This is a genomic window from Paraflavitalea pollutisoli (genome assembly GCF_029360705.1).
Taxonomy (GTDB): Bacteria; Bacteroidota; Bacteroidia; order Chitinophagales; family Chitinophagaceae; genus Paraflavitalea; species Paraflavitalea pollutisoli.
The window spans coordinates 566,026-585,519 of record NZ_JARKMX010000008.1; the positions used below are offsets into that span (position 1 = coordinate 566,026).

16 protein-coding genes are annotated in these 19,494 nt (G+C 51.1%); 3 read left to right on the forward strand and 13 right to left on the reverse strand.

Annotated features, from left to right (window positions below; all coding sequences use genetic code 11):
* Positions 1-41 precede the first annotated feature (41 nt).
* The 6 genes from P2W70_RS16390 to P2W70_RS16415 all read right to left on the reverse strand — a co-directional run bounded on the left by P2W70_RS16390 (position 42) and on the right by P2W70_RS16415 (position 8,675).
* Positions 42-1,292 (reverse strand): M14 family metallopeptidase, encoded by a 1,251-nt coding sequence (locus P2W70_RS16390; protein ID WP_276482574.1) that lies wholly within the window; start codon positions 1,290-1,292, stop codon positions 42-44.
* Between the two features lie 9 nt (positions 1,293-1,301).
* On the reverse strand, positions 1,302-2,804 hold the full coding sequence (locus P2W70_RS16395; protein WP_276482575.1) for a RagB/SusD family nutrient uptake outer membrane protein: 1,503 nt from the start codon (positions 2,802-2,804) through the stop codon (positions 1,302-1,304).
* A 10-nt stretch (positions 2,805-2,814) separates the two neighbouring features.
* Positions 2,815-6,276 (reverse strand): TonB-dependent receptor, encoded by a 3,462-nt coding sequence (locus P2W70_RS16400; RefSeq protein WP_276482576.1) that lies wholly within the window; start codon positions 6,274-6,276, stop codon positions 2,815-2,817.
* Between the two features lie 123 nt (positions 6,277-6,399).
* Positions 6,400-7,596: a FecR family protein gene (locus P2W70_RS16405; protein ID WP_276482577.1), complete on the reverse strand. Its 1,197-nt coding sequence runs from the start codon at positions 7,594-7,596 to the stop codon at positions 6,400-6,402.
* 74 nt (positions 7,597-7,670) lie between these two features.
* Complete coding sequence (locus P2W70_RS16410) at positions 7,671-8,261, reverse strand: RNA polymerase sigma factor (RefSeq protein WP_276482578.1); 591 nt, start codon at positions 8,259-8,261, stop codon at positions 7,671-7,673.
* A 156-nt stretch (positions 8,262-8,417) separates the two neighbouring features.
* Positions 8,418-8,675 (reverse strand): hypothetical protein, encoded by a 258-nt coding sequence (locus P2W70_RS16415; RefSeq protein WP_276482579.1) that lies wholly within the window; start codon positions 8,673-8,675, stop codon positions 8,418-8,420.
* 527 nt (positions 8,676-9,202) lie between these two features.
* Here P2W70_RS16415 and P2W70_RS16420 point away from each other — a divergent pair.
* From P2W70_RS16420 to P2W70_RS16430, 3 genes are read left to right on the forward strand one after another with little or no spacing between them, the layout of a single operon-like run.
* Positions 9,203-10,414, forward strand: a complete 1,212-nt coding sequence (locus tag P2W70_RS16420) for a glycosyltransferase (RefSeq protein ID WP_276482580.1) — start codon at positions 9,203-9,205, stop codon at positions 10,412-10,414.
* A gap of 7 nt (positions 10,415-10,421) precedes the next feature.
* Positions 10,422-11,507, forward strand: a complete 1,086-nt coding sequence (locus tag P2W70_RS16425) for a glycosyltransferase (protein ID WP_276482581.1) — start codon at positions 10,422-10,424, stop codon at positions 11,505-11,507.
* An 11-nt stretch (positions 11,508-11,518) separates the two neighbouring features.
* Positions 11,519-12,538, forward strand: a complete 1,020-nt coding sequence (locus P2W70_RS16430; RefSeq protein ID WP_276482582.1) for a glycosyltransferase family 4 protein — start codon at positions 11,519-11,521, stop codon at positions 12,536-12,538.
* Between the two features lie 3 nt (positions 12,539-12,541).
* Here the strand turns inward: P2W70_RS16430 and P2W70_RS16435 are convergent, their stop codons facing one another.
* From P2W70_RS16435 to P2W70_RS16465, 7 genes are all read right to left on the reverse strand, one after another.
* A complete protein-coding gene (locus P2W70_RS16435) occupies positions 12,542-13,804 on the reverse strand; it encodes a glycoside hydrolase family 130 protein (protein ID WP_276482583.1) in 1,263 nt (420 codons plus the stop codon).
* 114 nt (positions 13,805-13,918) lie between these two features.
* Positions 13,919-15,451: a SulP family inorganic anion transporter gene (locus P2W70_RS16440; protein WP_276482584.1), complete on the reverse strand. Its 1,533-nt coding sequence runs from the start codon at positions 15,449-15,451 to the stop codon at positions 13,919-13,921.
* Positions 15,452-15,661: 210 nt separating this feature from the next.
* On the reverse strand, positions 15,662-16,522 hold the full coding sequence (locus P2W70_RS16445) for a helix-turn-helix domain-containing protein (protein ID WP_276482585.1): 861 nt from the start codon (positions 16,520-16,522) through the stop codon (positions 15,662-15,664).
* An 86-nt stretch (positions 16,523-16,608) separates the two neighbouring features.
* A complete protein-coding gene (locus tag P2W70_RS16450) occupies positions 16,609-17,517 on the reverse strand; it encodes an alpha/beta fold hydrolase (protein ID WP_276482586.1) in 909 nt (302 codons plus the stop codon).
* Positions 17,518-17,663: 146 nt separating this feature from the next.
* The gene (locus tag P2W70_RS16455; RefSeq protein ID WP_338119854.1) at positions 17,664-18,050 is read right to left on the reverse strand and encodes an EF-Tu C-terminal domain-related protein; all 387 of its coding nucleotides are present in this window, start codon (positions 18,048-18,050) and stop codon (positions 17,664-17,666) included.
* 3 nt (positions 18,051-18,053) lie between these two features.
* Positions 18,054-18,455 carry a hypothetical protein gene (locus P2W70_RS16460; RefSeq protein ID WP_276482588.1) on the reverse strand — a complete coding sequence of 134 codons (402 nt, stop codon included), beginning with the start codon at positions 18,453-18,455 and terminating at the stop codon, positions 18,054-18,056.
* Positions 18,456-18,493: 38 nt separating this feature from the next.
* On the reverse strand, positions 18,494-19,492 hold the full coding sequence (locus P2W70_RS16465; RefSeq protein WP_276482589.1) for a DUF4407 domain-containing protein: 999 nt from the start codon (positions 19,490-19,492) through the stop codon (positions 18,494-18,496).
* Between the last annotated feature and the right edge of the window lie 2 nt (positions 19,493-19,494).

A 19,494-nucleotide genomic window follows, 5' to 3' on the forward strand; every position in this document is an offset into this window, starting at 1 on the left:
GCACAATGGCGGGGCTCCGTTTTTTTGCTCCTTATCCGTCTTTATTGCAGCAATAATTTCATCATTTCCTCTGCGGCTACCCGCCCCTTCAGACGGAGCTGTTCGCGGGAGGTGTTGTCGCCAACCTCGTAGGTCAGGGCTTCGGCACCAAAGGCGCGGCTGAACCATCCTTTCGATACGTTGCCACCATTACCCGATGGTTTGATATTGGGCTTGAAGCCCGGGATCGCCGCCTTCATCGCCGCCAGCCAGGCTTCGGTAAAGCCAGGCCGATTGGAGGCCAGCGGGTCCGTCAACTGGTTGATGTAGAAAATATCGTAATAAGTAGAATGGAAATCGAGCATAAACTCCACGTTGGCTTGTTGTTTCCGCACCAGACTTTCGACAGTCTCTTTTACGGCCCTCGTTTCCGGTTGTGCAAATAACTCCCAATCGCGGTTGAGGTCTACCCCACCCGCACTGTGCCGCCAGTTGCCTTCGTCTACCCCATCCGGATTGAGCAGGGGAAACAATACCAGTTCATATTGCTGGCGGAATCTTTGCGCCAACGCTCCAGGCCCGGTCACCGTGCGCACAAACTCCTGCATCGCCATATAACCCGTCACTTCCGGCGGATGCTGCCGGCTTAATACCACTACCAGTTTCTTGCCATCACTACCGGTACTCGTCAACATCCGGATCGGCTTGCCCTGCCGGCTTTTACCCACCACCTGTTGGTTGATGTGCGGCAATACAGCTATACTGTCCATCCAGCGATTCCCATCAGCACTGCTGATCAGTTCCTGCGCCGCGATCAGCAAGGTGTCTGGACCGGCATAGGCTGTGAAGGTCGCCTGCTTTTCGCCAGCGGCTACCTGCACGGGCTTGATGTCCTGCCAATGCAAACCATCGCTACTTTGCTTGGGATCATAGCGGTGTTTGGTCGAAGGATACTGCAGGGTGATGTATACCGGCTGCTGCTGAGCTGCCCATACTTTGAAGGCATACCAGGGGCTCGGATTGATCGGTTCATTTTCCGGCAGAATGGTAATGGTAAAACTGCTGTCGTTCTGCTGACGTACGGCGTTTAACCTGGCCCCGGCAAAGCGATTGCTGAAACCTATGCCATTGGCAAATACATAGTCCTTACGGACCTGCCATTGAATCAGCGTATCGACTGCCCCGGGTGCTGCCTGAACTGTTTTCCTGGCCGTATTGCAGGCCAGAAAAACAGGTGGCATCATCATCATCGTGGCCAGTATAAAAAGGGACTGCCGGAGGCGCAGTCCCTGACAACTAATGGATCTAAGCATGAAAAGTCTTTATGGATTCTGATCGGCTGGTTCTATCGCCGGGTTGCTGTTGATCTCGTCCTGCGGTATCAGCCACTGCCAGGCTGGGTCACCGGCGGGTACATACAGGATATTCGCTACATCTACCTTGTGGTTGGTGCCGCGACGGTCCATGTCCGCATTGGTACGTTTCATATCGAGGAAACGGAACCCTTCGCCCCACAATTCCACCCGACGCTGTATCATGATCTCGGCAATCAGGTCGTCGCCGGTCTTCGTGGATTGTACATAAGCTGCATCTCGGTTCTTGGCCAATGGCAACAAGGCTTGCTGTGCCCCGGTATTGTTGCCCGAACGTGCCTGTGCTTCTGCCTCGATCAGGTACATTTCTGCGATACGCATGTACGGGATATCGCCTGCACGCGTACCTACATCGGGCACCTGAAACTTGCGGTGCATGTAGATCACTTTCGTTTGCCCCGAAATGGTGGGGAAATTATTGCGGTCGGCGGTAGTACCGTCCCACCACAACTTTTTGCGGATATCGGTGGTGGGTATCTTGGCATACAGCAGGTTGTTGATCAACTTGGGATTGACCCGTGTGAAGGCCGAGTTGAAATTGGCCGACATATACGAATAGAACGAACCATAAGTAGGTACCTGGTCAGCAGGCTGTATAATGCCCCACATCCATTCGGTATTGTTGATGTCGGTAAAGCCAGCCGTATACTGGGCATTGGTCATCAGGTTGTCAATGCCTGCTCTGGCTTCTTTGGCATACTGGATGGCTTTGGGCCAGTCCTGCATCACCAGGGCTACGCGCGCTTTGAATCCTTTGGCTACATTGACGTTGATATGCGTCTTGGCACTGCCCGAACGGGCTGCCGGTGTGCTGCTCAGGTTCGCAATGGCGTCATCGAGGTCTTTGTTGATCTGCTCATACACCGCTTCCACCGTTGCCCGGGGCTGTCCTTCGGTACTGCTGGTGATCACGATGGGGATACCGGGTTGGTTGTTGGGTTTGGCATTGGCGTCATACCGTTTGCCATAGAGCTGTACCAGCTGCAGGTGCGCCCAGGCGCGCAGGGCCAGCGCTTCTCCTTTTACTACGGCTTTCTTGTCGGCATCGGCTTCGATCGCATCGATCTTTTCGATGATCACATTGGCATTGGAGATCACAATGTAATAGAAGTAATACGCAAAGCCGTTCACGTTGACGTCAGTCGCATCGCGGTGCGCGATCCAGCGATAAGAGCCATAATGGTATACGTACGAGGCATTGGTGCGCACGTAGTCCTCTCCCATCGCATCGAGGTTGATCATGACGGCACCATGTCCATCGCGGTGCTGGTTGGTATACTGGGTATACAGGATACGGTAAATACCATTGAGGGCTTTTTGCGCATTGTCGAGCGATACGAAGGCCGTTTCGTCCGAGATACCACTCGTGGGGTTGGTATTCAATACGTCCTTGGTACAGGAGGCTGTCAGCAGGACGATCGTATATGCTATCAGTAGTTTGTAATGTTTCATAGCTGTCATTTTACAAAACGATGTTAACGCCTAAGGTGATGATCCTGGTGGGTGCATAGGCATAGGAAGATACCCCGGTAAACGACTGGGTAGGATCCAGGCCTTTGCGTTTGGACAGGATGAACAGGTTTTCCCCGGTCAGGAAGGCCTGTGCCCGGTTGATACCGATCTTCGACACGAAGGAGGCGGGCAGTGAATAGGTCAGCGAAGCTGTCCGCAGACTTACCGCAGATGCGTCGATCAACCAGCGATCACTGTCATACATCACGGTACCAGTATTGCGTACAGGCACATCAGTGATGTCGCCTGCTTTTTGCCAGCGCTTCAGGGCGTCCACATGCAGGGCGCGGCCATACGTACCGTTGTACATCAGTGACTGGTAGTCGCTGTCGAATGCTTTGCCGCCCACCTGGTACATCAGCAGTACGTTGAGCGAAAAATTCTTGTAGGTAAAGGTGTTGCCCACGCTGCCGTAAAAGTCGGGAATGGCAGTGCCTACATATTTGTACAGGGCCGCATTGGCATTGCTGGTCACACGGTCGCCCTTGTCGTTGGTGAAGGCATTGGCGTCGGTGGTGATGGCAGGGTCTGCTGCATACAATTCCAACCCGGTTGTGGGATCTACGCCATACCAGTCGCGCAGCCAGTAGTCGTAAATGGAATGACCCACCATACGGTTTTTGGTGCCGCTGATGATCGACTCCTGTCCTTCGGGCAGTTTGGTGATGTTGTTCTTGAGTTTGGTCCAGTTGAGCACCACATTCCAGCTGAAGTCTTTGCCGCGTACCGGATCGCCGGTCAGTTGTACTTCAAATCCCTTGTTGTACATGCTGCCGATATTTGTGGGGATGGTAGTACGGCCACTCGATTGTGGCAGGGGTACGTTGAAGAGCAGGTCCCTGGAACCACGGTCGAAGTATTCGATCGAGCCGCCAATGCGGCGGTTGAACAGGGAAAACTCGACAGCCACGTCGAAGCTTTGGCTGACTTCCCATTTCAGGTCTTCGCCACCACCTACGGTGCGGCTTTGCGTCATTCCTGGCTCGGAGTTGTTGTTGTTGCCAATGTTGTAGAAGGACTGGTAAGGATAAAGACCGATCTGGTTGGAACCTACTTCGCCATAAGAAGCGCGGAGCTTCAATTGATCGATCCACGTCAGCGTCTTCATGAAATTCTCGTTGTGCAGCTGCCAGCCACCGCCTACCGACCAGAAGGTGCCCCAGCGGGAGTTGGGCGCAAAACGGGAAGAGGCATCTCTTCTCAGTGAACCGCTGATGAAATAGCGGTTATCGTATCCGTATTGGAAACGGGAAAAGATACTTTCCAGTTTGTCTTCATTGATATAAGAGTCCACTACGGCCGGATTGGCGTAGTTGTCCAGCTCTACGGGACCATCCACTACCTGGTTGTCGCGCCGTGCGGTAAGGTAGGTATAGCGCTCATAGTAATACTCATGACCCAGTAAGCCGTCTACACTGTGTACCCCAAAGGTACGGTTGTAGTTCAGCAACTGGTTGATGGTGATGTTTTGTGTTTTGCTGGCGGTACGGGAGGTGCGACCGTTCACGCTTACCCCATCACCAATATCGGGGTTACGGTAAAACAGGTATTCGTAATTGTTCACGTCTACGGCGAGGTTACCGGTCAGTTTCAATCCTTTCAGGAAGGTGATTTCACCGTACGTACGGCCGCCGAGTGCATTGCGTTTGTTGTACAACTGGTTGTACATGGTTTCGGCGAGAATGTTGCGGCCGGTAAAGATGGGACGGGTATCGCCGTTGTCATACGCTTTGTTGCCCGCGGCATCATAGATATAATTGCCTTGTGCATCGTGCCGGTAGACGGGATAGATGGGCGCCATTAGAAGGTCCACGTAGAATGGGTTCTCGTTGATGCCGGCATCTTCATTGGCCAATTGTGTTTTGGAAATGGTGGCAGACACGTTAACGCCGGCTTTGAACCATTTCTTGGGAGCGAGGTCGATCTTGGCACGGCCGGTGATCCGGTTGAAGTCGCTGCCCTTGCTGTATCCTTTGTCATCGAGGTAGTCGACCGAAGCATAATAGCTCGACTTGTCGGTACCACCGCGGATGCCCAATGAATAGTTCTGGCGGATGCCGGTACGCTCCATCGCGTCGCGGAAGCTCAGGTCTTCGGGGTACAGGAGCTTGGCATCGGGGTTGATGGTGCCATCGGTCCGAACGATCTGGTTGTCGGGTACATTGAACGGGTTATAGACCAACTGTGTTTTGATATTGTCGGTCGCCAGTTGATTGGCTTGCTCGAGGGTATTGCCATTGACGAGGTACTGGTTGCGCATCGACTCCCATAGCATGGGGTAATACTGAAAGGCATTCAGCTTTTCGTAATTGGCCAGTCCGCGGGAAGTTACCCCACCGGTTACCCGCGCTTCGATGATGTCTTTGTTTTTTGCGCCCGATTTGGTGGTAATGATCACCACGCCGTTGGCAGCGCGGGATCCGTACAGTGCCGTTGCGGAGGCGTCTTTCAATATCGAGATGCTTTCAATATCGTTGGGGTTGATGCTGTTGATGACGCCGCCATAGGGGGCACCATCCACTACATACAGGATATCGGTACCGGCATTCACCGAACCAAAACCACGGATGCTGACACCTACTCCTGATCCGGGCTGACCGCTGCCTGTGGTGGTTTGAATACCCGGGGCGGCACCGGCGAGGGCGGTGGTTAGGCTGGTGAGGGGACGTTTCTCGATCTCCTTACCACTGATGGTGGCTACCGAGTTGGTCAGTGCACCGCGTTTGGCGGTGCCGTAAGCCTGAACCACGACTTCTTCCAGCTGGTTATTGCCGGGCACCAGTTTTACGTCGAGGGTATTGCTGTTGCCCACGCGTACTTCGCGGGTCGTAAAGCTGATATAGGTAAATACCAACACCTGGCTGCCACTGCGGAGGTTGACGGAGTAACGGCCATTGTCATCGGTGGATACGCCAGCCTCCTGGCCTTTTACCGTTACGGATACACCCTGGAGTGGTTCATTGTCGACGGAAGAGGTGACCACACCGGTGATCACACGGTCTTGTGCTTCCGTCAAGGTGGGTTTTACTTTAACGATGATCGTCTGGCCGCTGATCTCATAATGGAGCGGTTGCAGGGCGAAGATGCTGTTTAGGGCTACTTCGAGCGATTCGTTTTTGATATCGACCGTTACCGGTTTTGATCTTTCCAACACCTCATTGGTGTACAGGAAGTCGTGCCCCGTTTGTTTACGTATTTCTTTAAATACGTCTTTGAGGGTTGCATTGGTACGGATGAGGGTGAGCTTTTGTGCATATCCTACAGCACTGGCCTGTAGGGTAAGCACGAGTAGAAAGGCGGCGATACATTTGGCCACCCGGATCGCTTTGCTGCCCGCGGTGTACCAACGTTGACCGATGCGGGAGCCAGCTGGTGGTGTGGTTCCCGTTGCAAGGGTGCGTTCATTCATCATAAGAGAGCGTTTTGGGATTAATGAATAGGGTTCAGATGGCGGACAAGGTTCAAGTGATTCGGTGCCTGGGCGTACAGACGCCGGCTAAACAGGTAGTTTTGGTTACAGTGAGTCATCGGAGCGCTATTTGTGTTTTACAATAACCTGGTTGTTGCTGATCTCGAACTGGGCGCCACCGGTGGTGCGGAGCAGGTCGAGCAGTCTGGACAGTTTTTCGTGCCGGGCGATCATACCGGTAAACTTCACGGAAGGCTTTGCGCCTTCGTATACCACTTCGATATTGTACCAGCGGCGGATCTTGTTCATGACCTGTTCGATGCCGGCATTGTCGAAATGGAAATAGCCGTTCTTCCAGTCGATGGCTTCTTCCACATCGATGGATCGAATGGCGATCTTGTCTTCCTGCTGGCGGAAGCTGGCTTGTTCACCAGGTTTCAACACCGAGCTGCGATCGCCAACGGTCAGTTGTACGGCGCCTTCACACAGGGTTACTGCATGCAGCTGATCGTCGGCATAGGCCGATACGTTGAAATGGGTGCCCAATACTTTTACTGCCGATCGATCGCTCTTCACGATGAACGGGTGGGCTTTATCACGGGCTATTTCAAAATAAGCTTCACCTGACAGGGTAACTTCCCGCTGCGGACCGGTAAAGGCGGTGGCATAGGTCAGCGAGGAATTGGCATTGAGCCACACCTTGCTGCTGTCGGGCAACATGAGCATGAATTTACCCCCAGCTGGTACCCGGAGGGTATTGATGAGCGGTGCTGCTGTCGGGTCGGTAGCTTTCGCGGTCTCGTAACTCAGTTGACCACCTTGCTGGTTTACCACCGTGTTGCCTTGGGTAGCGAGCGTACCGCGGCCGTTTTGATCGATTTCGATGGTGCTGCCGTCGGCGAGGTGCAAGGTGGCTTTGTCGGTACCAGGTGCGATATCATGAGCAACCGGCTGCACCTGGGCCACGGGTTGCGTGGCCGGGGTTGCTGGGGTTTGTGATTGGTTGATCCACCACCAGCCGCCAGCTGCGGCGATCAGGAGGATGGCGGCTGCCGCCGCGACACGGCGTATGGGCAGTCGTCTCACCGGGGTGCGGGGCGCCTGGGTTTGCTGTGTTATTTTACTGTAAATAGCTTCCCAATCGACTTGGGGTTGAGGGGTTTCCGGAGTGGCCAATTGTTGCTCCTGCATACGTTGCTGTAGGATGGCATCGTAGGCCGGGTTGCGGATATAGGCAAAAAGCTCGGCAAACTCTTCCCGTGTGCACGCTTTGGCGAGATAGCGGTCGACGAGCTCGTTGAATCTTTCGTGATGGATGTCCATGCAGTTGCTTGGTTATGGTGCAACTGATAGAGAGTCGGAATCAAAAGGCAAGGACCGTCGAAAACTTATATTTATTATTTTTCTATAAATGACGTGATGGCGATCACGGCGCCGGCGGCATGTTCGAGGTGGGCTTTGAGGTAGTTGAGTACTTCAACGATGATGTTTTTGACACGGCTTTTGGAGAGGCCGGTGGCGGCGGCGATCTGGTCATGGCTGAGGCCTTCCTGGCGGCTCATACTAAAGATGCGTTGCTTTTGTTCGGAGAGCTGGCTGAGGGCGTTGTCGATGAGGCTTTGGCTGTCGCGCAGGTGCAGCAGGTCGTCCGCAGAGCTGCCGGCTTGCTGCAGATTGGTCCACAGTTCGTGTTGCAGGCTGGTGGTTTTGGCTACCTGCTTCAGGAGTTGGAAGGTCTTGTTGCGGACGATGGTGTATATATAATTGCGCGGGTGGTCGACCTGTGCCAGCAGGTGCCGGTGTTGCCAGAGGGTGATGAAGGTTTCCTGGAGGATCTCTTCGGCGTCGGCGGTGGAATGGGTAAACGCTACGACGAAGCTGTACACTTTGGACTTGTACAGTTCAAAAAGCTGCCGGAAAGCGGGTTCGCTGTGGTCAGCGATCTGCGCGAGCAGGGCTTTCTCGCCTATGAGGTCATAAGTAGCCATTGGTCAGGTGCGTGATGCGCTTTTATAGGGTAATGAAGCCGGTTTTATCGAACCGGCCTTGCAATTTAACCAAAGCGTAATAAAACAGCCCTATAAAATGTCGGAATGGTGGGGCCAGGTGCCGGTGATTGGACCCTGGGGTCTGGGATGAGCTTATTATTTGTTGACAGCGGCGCTGGTCCACGGGTGCAAGGTGTTACACTGGGAAAAAGCGGGATCGATCATCACATACCAGGATGGGCGTTTGGCGGCGAGCCAGTTTTCCAGGGCCTGCTGTTTTTTGATGGCGAGGGCTTCTTCGGCGATGCGGTCGTAGTCATCCCGCAGGTTTTGACGGTGCGGTTGCGTACGTGTTTTTAAATAGAGGACTTTGACGGCCGCTGTGCCGTTTGCATCGGTAAAGGAAACAGGCATGGAATATTGTCCGGGTTGCAGGCGGGCCTGGTCGAGTTGAAGGACGGTGTTTTTGTCGAGTTGAGATACGTCCAGTTGTGTATGGCCGGCTTCGTTTTGGTAAAAGCCGCCGGTCGATTGCGCAGTCTTTCCTTCGCTGTATTGGGCGATGGCGGCAGGTAGTAAGTGTAATAAATAATTTCATAACTGTCCCGTGTGCCCTAAAAATAGGGACAGCCCGTCAATGATCCGATAGGCGTGGTGCCAATTAACAAAACTTTTAACGTCAAGTTGGATGAGGCTTTTGCTTACTTAGTTCCCCACTGTCGGTTAGCATTATATTTAATAGTTACTATCACATATTAAGGTTACCTTTAAATGCTTTCGGAGATCTTTTCTGCTAAATATTACATCTGCACACCGATTTGTAAACTTTCTTTTAGGGTCTTATCTATTGTTCGGCCATAGCGCTGCCGGAATTTTTTTTTATTGCGAAATGGCAGGTACGATTTGTTCTGCCTCTTTTTTATGTCTTAAATATATTAAGTATGACGGAAACTATGGGACAACCATCGAAGGTCCTGTTCATCAGCACCTATCCCCCTGTAAAATGTGGCATTGCCAGTTTTACGCAGGACCTGGTGCAAGGGATTGAGCGGGAATTGGCGAAAGATATAGGCATCAGTGTTTGTGCGTTGGGGTCGAAGGATAGTGCAGTGGCTTATAAGCACCCCGTATCTATGGTGATGGACAGTCATCAACTGGAATCCTGTATTGAAACGGCTCAGGCAATTAATAGCGATGCCTCTATTAAAATGGTGTGCATAGAACACGAGTTTGGTCTCTACGGTGGTGAAATGGGGGCTTTCCTGCTAGGATTTCTTGCACTGATGGAGAAACCTTTTATCATCCGTTTCCATACCGTATTGGGTAATCCAGACCCTAAAAGGCGAGTGCTTGTGCAAAAAATCAGTGACCTGGCTGATAAAGTCGTTGTTATGACACAGCATTCTTTTACCGTATTACAGTCTGACTATAAAATAGCTGCTGATAAGATCTTGATCATACCACATGGTACCCATTCGAATAGCGATAAACCAGTAAAAGAGCTTAAGCTGAAACGTCAGTTGGAAAACAGGCAGGTGCTTTGCACGTTTGGGCTATTGAGCCCTAATAAGGGTATTGAAAAAGGTATTCTTGCGATGAAACGGATCAGTGAACGATTCCCTGACTCCATTTATGTTGTAGTAGGTCAAACGCATCCCAACCTGATCGCTCAGGAGGGAGAGCAATACCGCAATTACCTGCAGCAGTTGATCGTTGATCATCAACTTGAACGTCATGTTCGACTTATCAATGATTACGTTCCTACTGATAAACTCATGGAATATCTTGCCCTTACAGATGTGTATTTATTCACATCCCGTGATCCTCATCAGGCAGTAAGTGGTACGTTCCTGTATGCGATGAGTGCTGGCTGTGCCATTATCTCTAATTCATTTGTGCTGGCCAGTGAAATGCTCACCGATGATACCGGTATCATATTGAAGACCGATGAGGTTGATGAGCTGGCCGATAATGGAATTGCTTTGTTGGAGAATAATGCAATGCGCAAAAGGATGGGCCGGGCCGCCTTCCTAAAGATGCGCGAGACATCCTGGCAAAAGGTTGCTCAAAAGCACGCAGCGCTTTTGAGCGATCTAATGCCTCAAAAGTATGTCCCCGTGACAAGCCTTCATTCAGCGATTCAACTTAAATAATAAATCTATGTCATTTCAAACAGATACGATCGAATTGCAGGCCAGTGCTTTTACCGCTAAAAACCTGCCGGATTTTAATTTTAACCATATCCAAAACCTGACGGACGATACGGGTATGTTACAGCATGCTTTGTTCGATCTGCCCAATCGTAAAGAAGGCTATTGCATTGATGATAATGCCCGTGCTTTGTTACTAATGGTTTGGGCGGGAGCCTATAAATCGGTGGAAACGCCACGCCGATTATTGCCCATATACCTGAGCTACATTCACTACATGCAAACCAAAGATGGCTTTTTTCGCAACTTCATGAATTACGACAAGCATATAGAGGAAGACCGTGGTTCAGAAGATTCGTTTGGCAGAACGATCATGGCACTTGGTTTCCTGGTCAATGATTCAAAAAGTACGAATTTGGTGCGCACAGGCGCCGATCTTTTCAATAAGGCCTATCCACATATCAAGCATCTGCGCTCCTTGCGTGGGATGGCCAATGCTGTCGTTGGTCTTTGCCAATATGTGAAATACAATTACCCCGACGATCAGAAAGTAGCCCTTATTTGCCAACTTGCGGATAAGCTGACAGGCGCCTATGAAGACCACCAGGCTGCCGACTGGCATTGGTTTGAACCTACGTTGACTTATGACAATGCCATACTGCCATTGGCGCTGCTGAACGCTTATGAGATCACGCAGTATGAGGTATATAAAGAGGTTGCGTTTGAATCGATGGAATTCCTGGAGTCGATTGTTGTGCGGGACGGTGTTTTGTCTCCGGTCGGTAATCAGGGCTGGTGTAGCCGGGACAAAGAGGCGGCACGATTCGATCAACAGGGGATTGATGTGATGGCTATGGTGCTGTTTTATCAGCAGGCTTTTCGCCTGACGCGGGAAAAATCTTTCCTGCATGCCATGTACAACAGTTATCAGTGGTTCCTGGGTCGTAATGACCTTGCTACGCCGCTGTATGATCCAACAACCGGTGGTTGTGCTGATGGGTTGCATAGTGAGGGAGTGAACCTGAACCAGGGAGCAGAGAGCACGCTGGCTTACTGGATCTCGCATGTGGTGGTGGAGCGTGCCCTGGCAGAATGAAAAAATCAAGTATGAAAGTAGCCATATTGTCGCCGGTGACCTGGCGAACACCGCCCCGGAAGTACGGCCCCTGGGAGCAGGTGGTGTCTGTACTTACAGAGTCGTTGGTAAATAGCGGCATCGATGTTACCCTGTTTGCCACGGGAGATTCCATTACGCGCTCGAAGCTCCAGTCGGTTTGTAGCCATCCCATAGGTGAATTTCCTGCAGACGCCAAGGTGTCGGAATGCCTTCATATCTCACATGTCATGGAGCAGGCGGCGACCTACGATATCATTCACAATCATTTTGATTTCCTCCCCCTCACCTATTCGCGGCTGATCAATACGCCGGTTATTACTACCATTCACGGCTTTTCTTCAGAAGACATTGTGCCGGTGTATAAGAAATACAACGGTCATTCTTACTATGTTTCTATTAGCAACAGCAACCGCCATCGCGATCTCGATTACCTCGATACGGTGTACAATGGCATTGACGAAGCATTGTACTCCTACGGTAGCGGCATGGGAGATTACCTGTTGTATTTCGGCAGGATCCACCCGGATAAGGGAACGGCGGAGGCCATTCAGATAGCACGTCAAGCAGGCAAAAAGTTGATCATGTGCGGCCTGGTACAGGATCAATCTTATTATGATAAGGAAATTATGCCCCATGTGGATGGCCACAACATCCAATACCTTGGCAATGTGGGCCCCGAGAAGCGTAACGCATTGATGGGAGATGCGTTGGCGCTGTTGCATCCGATCAGCTTTGAGGAGCCGTTTGGACTCAGTGTGGTAGAGTCCATGATGTGTGGTACCCCGGTAATCGCCTTTGACCGCGGTTCCATGAAGGAGTTGATCGTGGAAAACAAGACGGGTTTTCTCGTCCGTAATTGCCAGGACGCTGCCGAGGCCGTTCATTCGGTACAGCACATCGATAGGCGTATTTGCCGGCAACATGCCATTGATCTCTACAGCAGCCGTGTAATGGCTGGTCATTATCTACGGTTGTACGAAAAGGTGGCGCGCCGGCGTGGCAGCTTATAAAGGTTATTGAACCCGTAATATATCATTTAGCAGTTCCTGCAAAACCACGGTGGCGAATGACGTAGCGTAGTCTGAGACGGCATAGGGTATAAAAAGCTGGTCTCTGTGCACCAGCGCACCGCAGGAATATACCACGTTAGGGACATAGCCATGCCTCTCATCTTCTTCAGGCATGAGCAGTGGTTCCTGCAACCTGCCCAACTCTATGGACGGATCCTGCAGGTCGAATAAACTGGCGCCGAGGCAATACTTACGCATGGGACCCACACCATGTGTGATCACCAACCAACCTTTGTCTGTTTCGATTGGCGGACCTGCATTCCCGATCTGAACATATTCCCACGGATACTGTGGCGTTTGCAATACAGCTGCCGTATCCCAGTGATAAAGATCTTCCGAATACATGATGTAATTATTAAAACCATCGATCCTGCCGATCATCGCGTACTGGCCGTTGACCTTTCTGGGAAACAAGGCCAGGTTTTTATTGATGGCCACCTTGCCGGACAGTTGTGTCATCCGGAACCGGATAAAATCGGTCGTTTCTACCAGGTGCGGACGTATTGTAGATCCATCATAAGCAGTATAGGTGCCAATATACGTGACGGTGCCGTCATCATGTGTGAAACGGGTGAACCGTGCATCTTCGATGCCATTTTTTTCAGTAGGTACAACGGGAAAGATAATTCGTTCGGATAAGGTAGACGCTGGTGGGAACTGGAGTTCGTAACCTGTCTCGTGCAAGGTAACAGCCCCTTCGTACAGGTATTGGCTGGTAGGTGCAAAGTGAATACGCGCGTTATTGTCTAGTTTGGCGGCTTTGAACACCAGAGAAGAAATATGTCCTTCACCAGTAGCCCGAAAGCTGAGTATAACATTCAACTCGTTTGTTGCTGTGTTTGATTGATCAGGGGCTACAACGATGGAGGGATTGAAGAGTGCCGCGTGTTCGAGGGAGTATTCCATCGTGAAATAGGCTCCTATGAGTAATCTTTTGTCTACTGAAATTTTAGGCTCATCTCCAATTGGTACTAAGTGGGCAACCTCCCGTCCATGTTTTTCGAAAATGGCAACGAGGTCATGGTATTTATTGCCAAATTCATCGCGCACTTGCTGCAGTAGAGCCGATGCTTGTATGTCGGGTAATTGCAGAACACGGTGTATCAGTAAACCTGCCCGTTCATCACCTGTATTGAAAAATCTCGGTATTACTTTTTTAACGTCTGGTTTCAAGCGGATATTGAGGCGGTTGACCTGTAATTTCATAGTTTGGGGTATGTGTAAACTTTCACGATACGGACTGAAGGTAGTTGATTAAATGCAGGTTATGGCATTTACTTTAAATAAAGGGTATGCGCATGACCAGTATCGCCTCATTCATCAATCCTTCATCACAGAATAGCCTGGATCGTCGATCACGTTGACGTCGATGATGGAGCCTGCATTGTTGAGCAGGCGGCGGCAATCGGCGCTGAGGTGGCGCAGGTGCAATTTCTTCCCTGCTTTGTGGTAGCGCTCGGTAAGTTTGTTGAGCGCATCGATGGCGCTCATGTCGGTCACGCGGCTTTCGCGGAAATCGATCACCACTTCCGTAGGATCATTGTTGACATCAAACTTGTCGAGGAATAGGTTGACGGAACCAAAGAACAACGGCCCATAGATCTCATAGTGCTTCACGCCATAGCTATCCATGTATTTGCGGGCGCGGATGCGCTTGGCACTTTCCCAGGCGAATACGAGTGCGGAGATGATCACGCCGATCAGGACGGCCAGCGCCAGGTTATGCAGCCAAACGGTAATGCCGGCCACGAGGATACCAACAATAATGTCGGACTTGGGCATCTTACCTACGATCCGCAAACTGATCCATTCGAAGGTGCCGATAGCCACCATGATCATTACGCCTATCAGGGCCGCCATGGGGACACGTTCTATAACGGGTGCGCCCACCAGTATAATAATCAGGATGGTGAGGGAAGCGATGATGGCGGAGAGACGGGCTCGGGATCCGGCGGAGAGGTTGACGAATGTTTGGGCGATCATGGCGCAGCCCCCCATACCGGTGAAGAATCCATTGACCACATTGGCAGTGCCTTGGGCCACACATTCTTTGTTGCCCCGGCCGCGGGTACCGGTGATCTCATCCACCACGTTGAGGGTAAGCAGGCTTTCGATGAGCCCCACCCCTGCCATGACCAGCGCATACGGGAAAATGATCTGCAGTGTATCGAAATTAAAAGGGATGGCTGGTATATGAAAGGGCGGAAAACTGCCGCTGATGGAAGCTATGTCTTTCACGGTTTTGGTATCGATACCGAATCCCATGACCACGGCAAATACCACGATGATCGCTACCAATGAGGCTGGGATGGCTTTGGTGATTTTCGGAAATATCAGCACGACGAGTACGGTGAGTAGTACCAATCCCAGCATCGTCCAAAGTGGAGTGCCGGCGATCCAGGAAATTCCTTCGGGCGTGACGACCTTAAATTGCTGTATCTGCGCCATGAAAATGATGATGGCGAGACCATTCACAAATCCGTACATGACGGATTGTGGTACGAGGCGGATGAATTTGCCGAGTTTGAAGAGGCCGACAGCTATTTGTAAGAGGCCTGCCAGGGCAACGGCGGCAAAGACATATTCCACCCCATGCGATTGCATGAGGGCGATGAGTACAACGACCGTGGCGCCGGCTCCGCCAGACACCATGCCCGGGCGTCCGCCGAGTACGGCCGTGATGAGGCCCATCAGGAAAGCGGCATAGAGACCGGTGAGCGGTGATAATCCCGCCAGGATGGCGAAGGACAATGATTCGGGGATCATGGTCATGGCGACGGTGAGACCGGCGAGGACTTCTGTTTTGTAATCTACTTTTTGTTTAAAATCAAACAGGTTGAGGTAAGACTTCATCGATCTGGATTGTGGCTGAAATGGCAGTGGTAATTATGTCGTGATGGCGGCGGTTGGAATACGGGCGGCCTTGTTTATGGTGGCGTGGCAACGCCGGCTATACTGTTGTGGTTCATTGGGCGCGAAAGTAGGGAAAAACCGTGGTGGGGCAAAAGTCCACGGGGCTTGGTTTTCAGGCTTATTGAAATTCCCCAGATTGGGGAATTATTGTCAGGTGGTGGGCAATAGAAATTTGGCTCTGTAGCCTGATGGAGACTCTCCGGTCTTAAGGAGAAATTGGCGGCTGAAGTAGGCCGGGTCTTCATAGCCGAGTTCGTAAGCAATCTCTTTTGCGGTTAAAGAAGTATGGACGAGAAGCCGTTTGGCTTCGAGGATGATGCGGTTTTTGATGACCTCGTTGGGTTGCGGCAGGTTCAGCCGTTTGAATTTGTGGGTGATGGTCTTGGCCGCCATGGCCAGTAAGTCGGCATAGTCGGCAACGGAATGTCTGGCCTTGTAGTGGGCATCTACCAGTTGGGTGAACTTGCGGAAGAATTCCAGGTCGGTGGGTTGTTGGACGAGGGTTTTATCGAGGTGTTGTTTTTTCCAGATCCTGGTGGAGCGGATGAACAGCTGCTTCAGGTAGGTGCGGATCATTTCTTCCTGGGAGGCATCGTTGAGTTCAAACTCATCCAGCATCTGGGCAAAAATGGGGTCGATGAGGGCAGCTTCGTCTTGGGTAAGTACCGTCATCGGCATATTGTGGATGTTGTTGAAGAGCAGGCCATCGCAGGCGACTTCTTCATCGTGGATCTGGATACAGTAAAAGTCGCGGTTGTAGTAGATGAGTTGGCCAGGTTGTTTGCCCAGGGTTTCCAGTTGCAGGTATTGATTGGGGCCGATAAAGAACAGGGTGGGCTGTTCAGTGGCATAGGCGGCAAAGTCAACGGTGATCTTGTATCCTTTGTGCAGGTAGAGCACTTTGATATAGGCCTTGTAATCACCCTGGTTGATGGCGGCTTCGCTTTCCTTGTTGACGGAGAGCAGGCCGAGCGTTTTGAGGCTGCTTTGAAAACGATGTTGCTGGTTCATAGCTATGAGGTGTAAATATCCGGCAGGAAAATGGAAAATGTGCAGGTGACCTGCACATTCCTTTTGATGATTGCTTTAGTGACCCATTATTGGCGGGCAAATTTCTCCAGTTCGGTGTTGAACTTGTCCATTTCTTCTACGAAGAGGGCGTGGCCGCTGTTCTCAAACTTTACGACATAAGCGTTTTTGATGCCCTGGTGTAGTTGTTCGGCGAAACCAAAGGGGCACAATTTGTCTTTCACGCCGTGGAAGATAGCGACCGGGATCTTGATCTTGCTGAGGGTTGGGCGCAGGTCGAGGTCGAGCAGGGCGCTGATGGATTGGATGGTGGCATAGGGCGAGGCGTCGGCGTTGATGTTGGCGAGCCATTGTGTGGTGGCGGGTGAAAGGGCGTTTTCGCTGGCGGCGAAGTCTTTGCCAAAGTTCTGGATCAGTTGCTGGCGGTCGGTAAGGGTGAGCTTGATGAGGCCTGCAGCACCTTCTTCACTGATGCCGTAGGGCGCACCGGGTCTTTGTTTCCAGGAGGGAGCAGCGGCGGCAAAGAGGGCGAGTTTGCTGACGTGGGCGCTGTTGTATTTGTTGATGTAGTGCAGCACTACTGCACCACCCATGGAGAAGCCGCCGAGTACGGCATTGTCGATCTTGAGGGTTTCCAGTACTACTTTGATGTCGTCGGAGAAGACGTCGAAGTCGTAGCGGCCATAGGGACGGTCGGACTTACCAAAGCCGCGGAGCGAGATACCGATGACGCGGAAGCCTTTGCGAACTAGGTATTGGTACTGGTATTCGTACATGGCGTCGTTGAGGGGCCAGCCGTGAATGAGTACGATGGGTTGGCCTTCGCCGAGGTCGGTGACATGCAGGCGGACGTTTTTCTCCACTTCGATGTATTCTGCCCGGCCGGCGGAGGCTGGTACTCTTTTCCCCTGGGCGAAGGAAATGCTGGACAAAGTGGTCAGGGCGATGAACTGGAGGGCAAAAAAGAACGATTTCATTGTGTTGTATTTTTAATTTGTATTTGATTGCTGATAACAACACAAAGGTGCGCCGGAACACGCATCCGGAGAATGGACGATGTTCGAAGATGCTTGTACTTTTTTCCTTGGGGTGGAAATGGGGGGGATTGGTGCGGTACGATTTATTAGATTAAAGAAAGAATCTCGCCAAATCCTAATGTTCTATTGGCTTCGTTTATGTACCACTTCTGTCCTATTTTCATGTATTGAGCAATTGTGGACATATTGAGGAATCGTACGGTCACAACTTTAGTTTCGCCGGGTTCTACGAGCAGCTGGTCGTCGAACTGTATGTCGCCAGCGTAAGTAGTTAAAGTGTCACCATTTTCAGGGATCTCAAAAACATGATTGGGCCTATAGCCGGATGCAAACCCGAACTTTCGACCTCCTTCATCAGTCTTCTTCATGTGTATCCTTGCAGTGACTATAATTAGGTCGTTTGTGCTCATTAGTGCAAGATATGAAATGCAAAGACTACCGCAAACGCACCTCCCACCTCCTACCCTTGTCATCGGTCAATTTGGCGAAGCCGCGATTGTCGAGGGCTGTGGCGGAATATGGTCTTCATCGAGCCAGCCGCCGTTCGGGAAATCTATACGGACTACAGCGCAGTTGATAATGTGTACTTTCAGGTCATCGTATGTGGCGGTGTGTCCTGTTTTGGGGTTGAAATATCCAACAGCCGCTGCATGAATGCCGTTCTTGAAGTCGCAACCAGACTTTTCCTTTAGTTCCTGGTTAACCTTGATCTTCTGAGGCACTTCTTCCTGGGACGGCTGAGTCGAAGGCTGTTGGCCGTAAGCAAAGGGTTTCGGCTCCTCCTTGTTAACAGGCCGATGGTCTGCCGATGTTGAATCGGCAGACTGGCATGCTACAGTGATTGAAAGAATGGTCAGCCAAATGAGCAACCTGGCCATATGGAATGGTTTGGAGGTAAAAAGGGGGCGTGTCAAGTTCAGGCTGGCGATGCCGATTTGGCAAGGGCTTCCAATCGTTGTACGCGCAAGTTCATGTGGTGCAAGACCGCTTTCTCATAATCGCTGGCTTTGTCGCCTTGCTTGCTTACCAGCACTAGCATCTCGATAAACAGGAAGAAAAGTATCCATAACAACCAGAAGCTAAGCGCTACGTAAGAGTTGGAAATCAGTCGCACCATTACTTTTAACTCGTCAAGAAATCCGGTGTTGGCTTTGAGTTCCTGTTCGAGGGCGGGTCTGATGTGCAGGAGGTCATTTTCTTTTGCAGCTTTACGCTGATGCATCGAGCCAATAGCTGAATCCAATGGCTTTAATAAGGCCATTTTCGGATTGGGTAAAAAGGTTTTTGAAATTGAGGTCTTCTTTCTGGGAGTTTCAACTGTTGAATCGCCTCCTGAAGCATTCTTATATTTCGTGCGCTCCGTTGTATGCTCGGTTTGCGACTCGATAATAGGAATGGTTGGGTTTTTCCCAATGTCGGCAATGTAAGCCAGCTTTTCTTGCTCTTTTCTTGTGATACTGGTGTCCAACGCGAATATTTGATCCTTCAGTTCAGCTGTTTTAGAAGGTAATACTTTGTCCACTCTTTCTGATATATAAGTCACCTTCTCCAATTCAATATCCTTCTCCAACAATATTTGGTCGATGATCACCGCCCCTAATATGGACATCATGAGCGCCAGGCAAAACCTGAATACCAGCAAAAGTTTGCCCGGGTTCAGTGATAGTATGATTTGGCGCTCTACCTGCACAATGATAATCACGGCAATCACGCCAGCGACAATACTGCCGGTTAAGTTGGATGTCAGGTAGCGCTGTGCAAACGTGACGCCAATGAAGAACCACAATATACAAATGATCAGCATGGCTGCTGTGTACTTTTTGACAGCTTTGAAGGCTGCCTCACTGCAACCCCTTAGTATGTTGTAGTTGTATCCCGTCAGGAAACAACCAAAGCGAACCCATAGATTTTTCATGC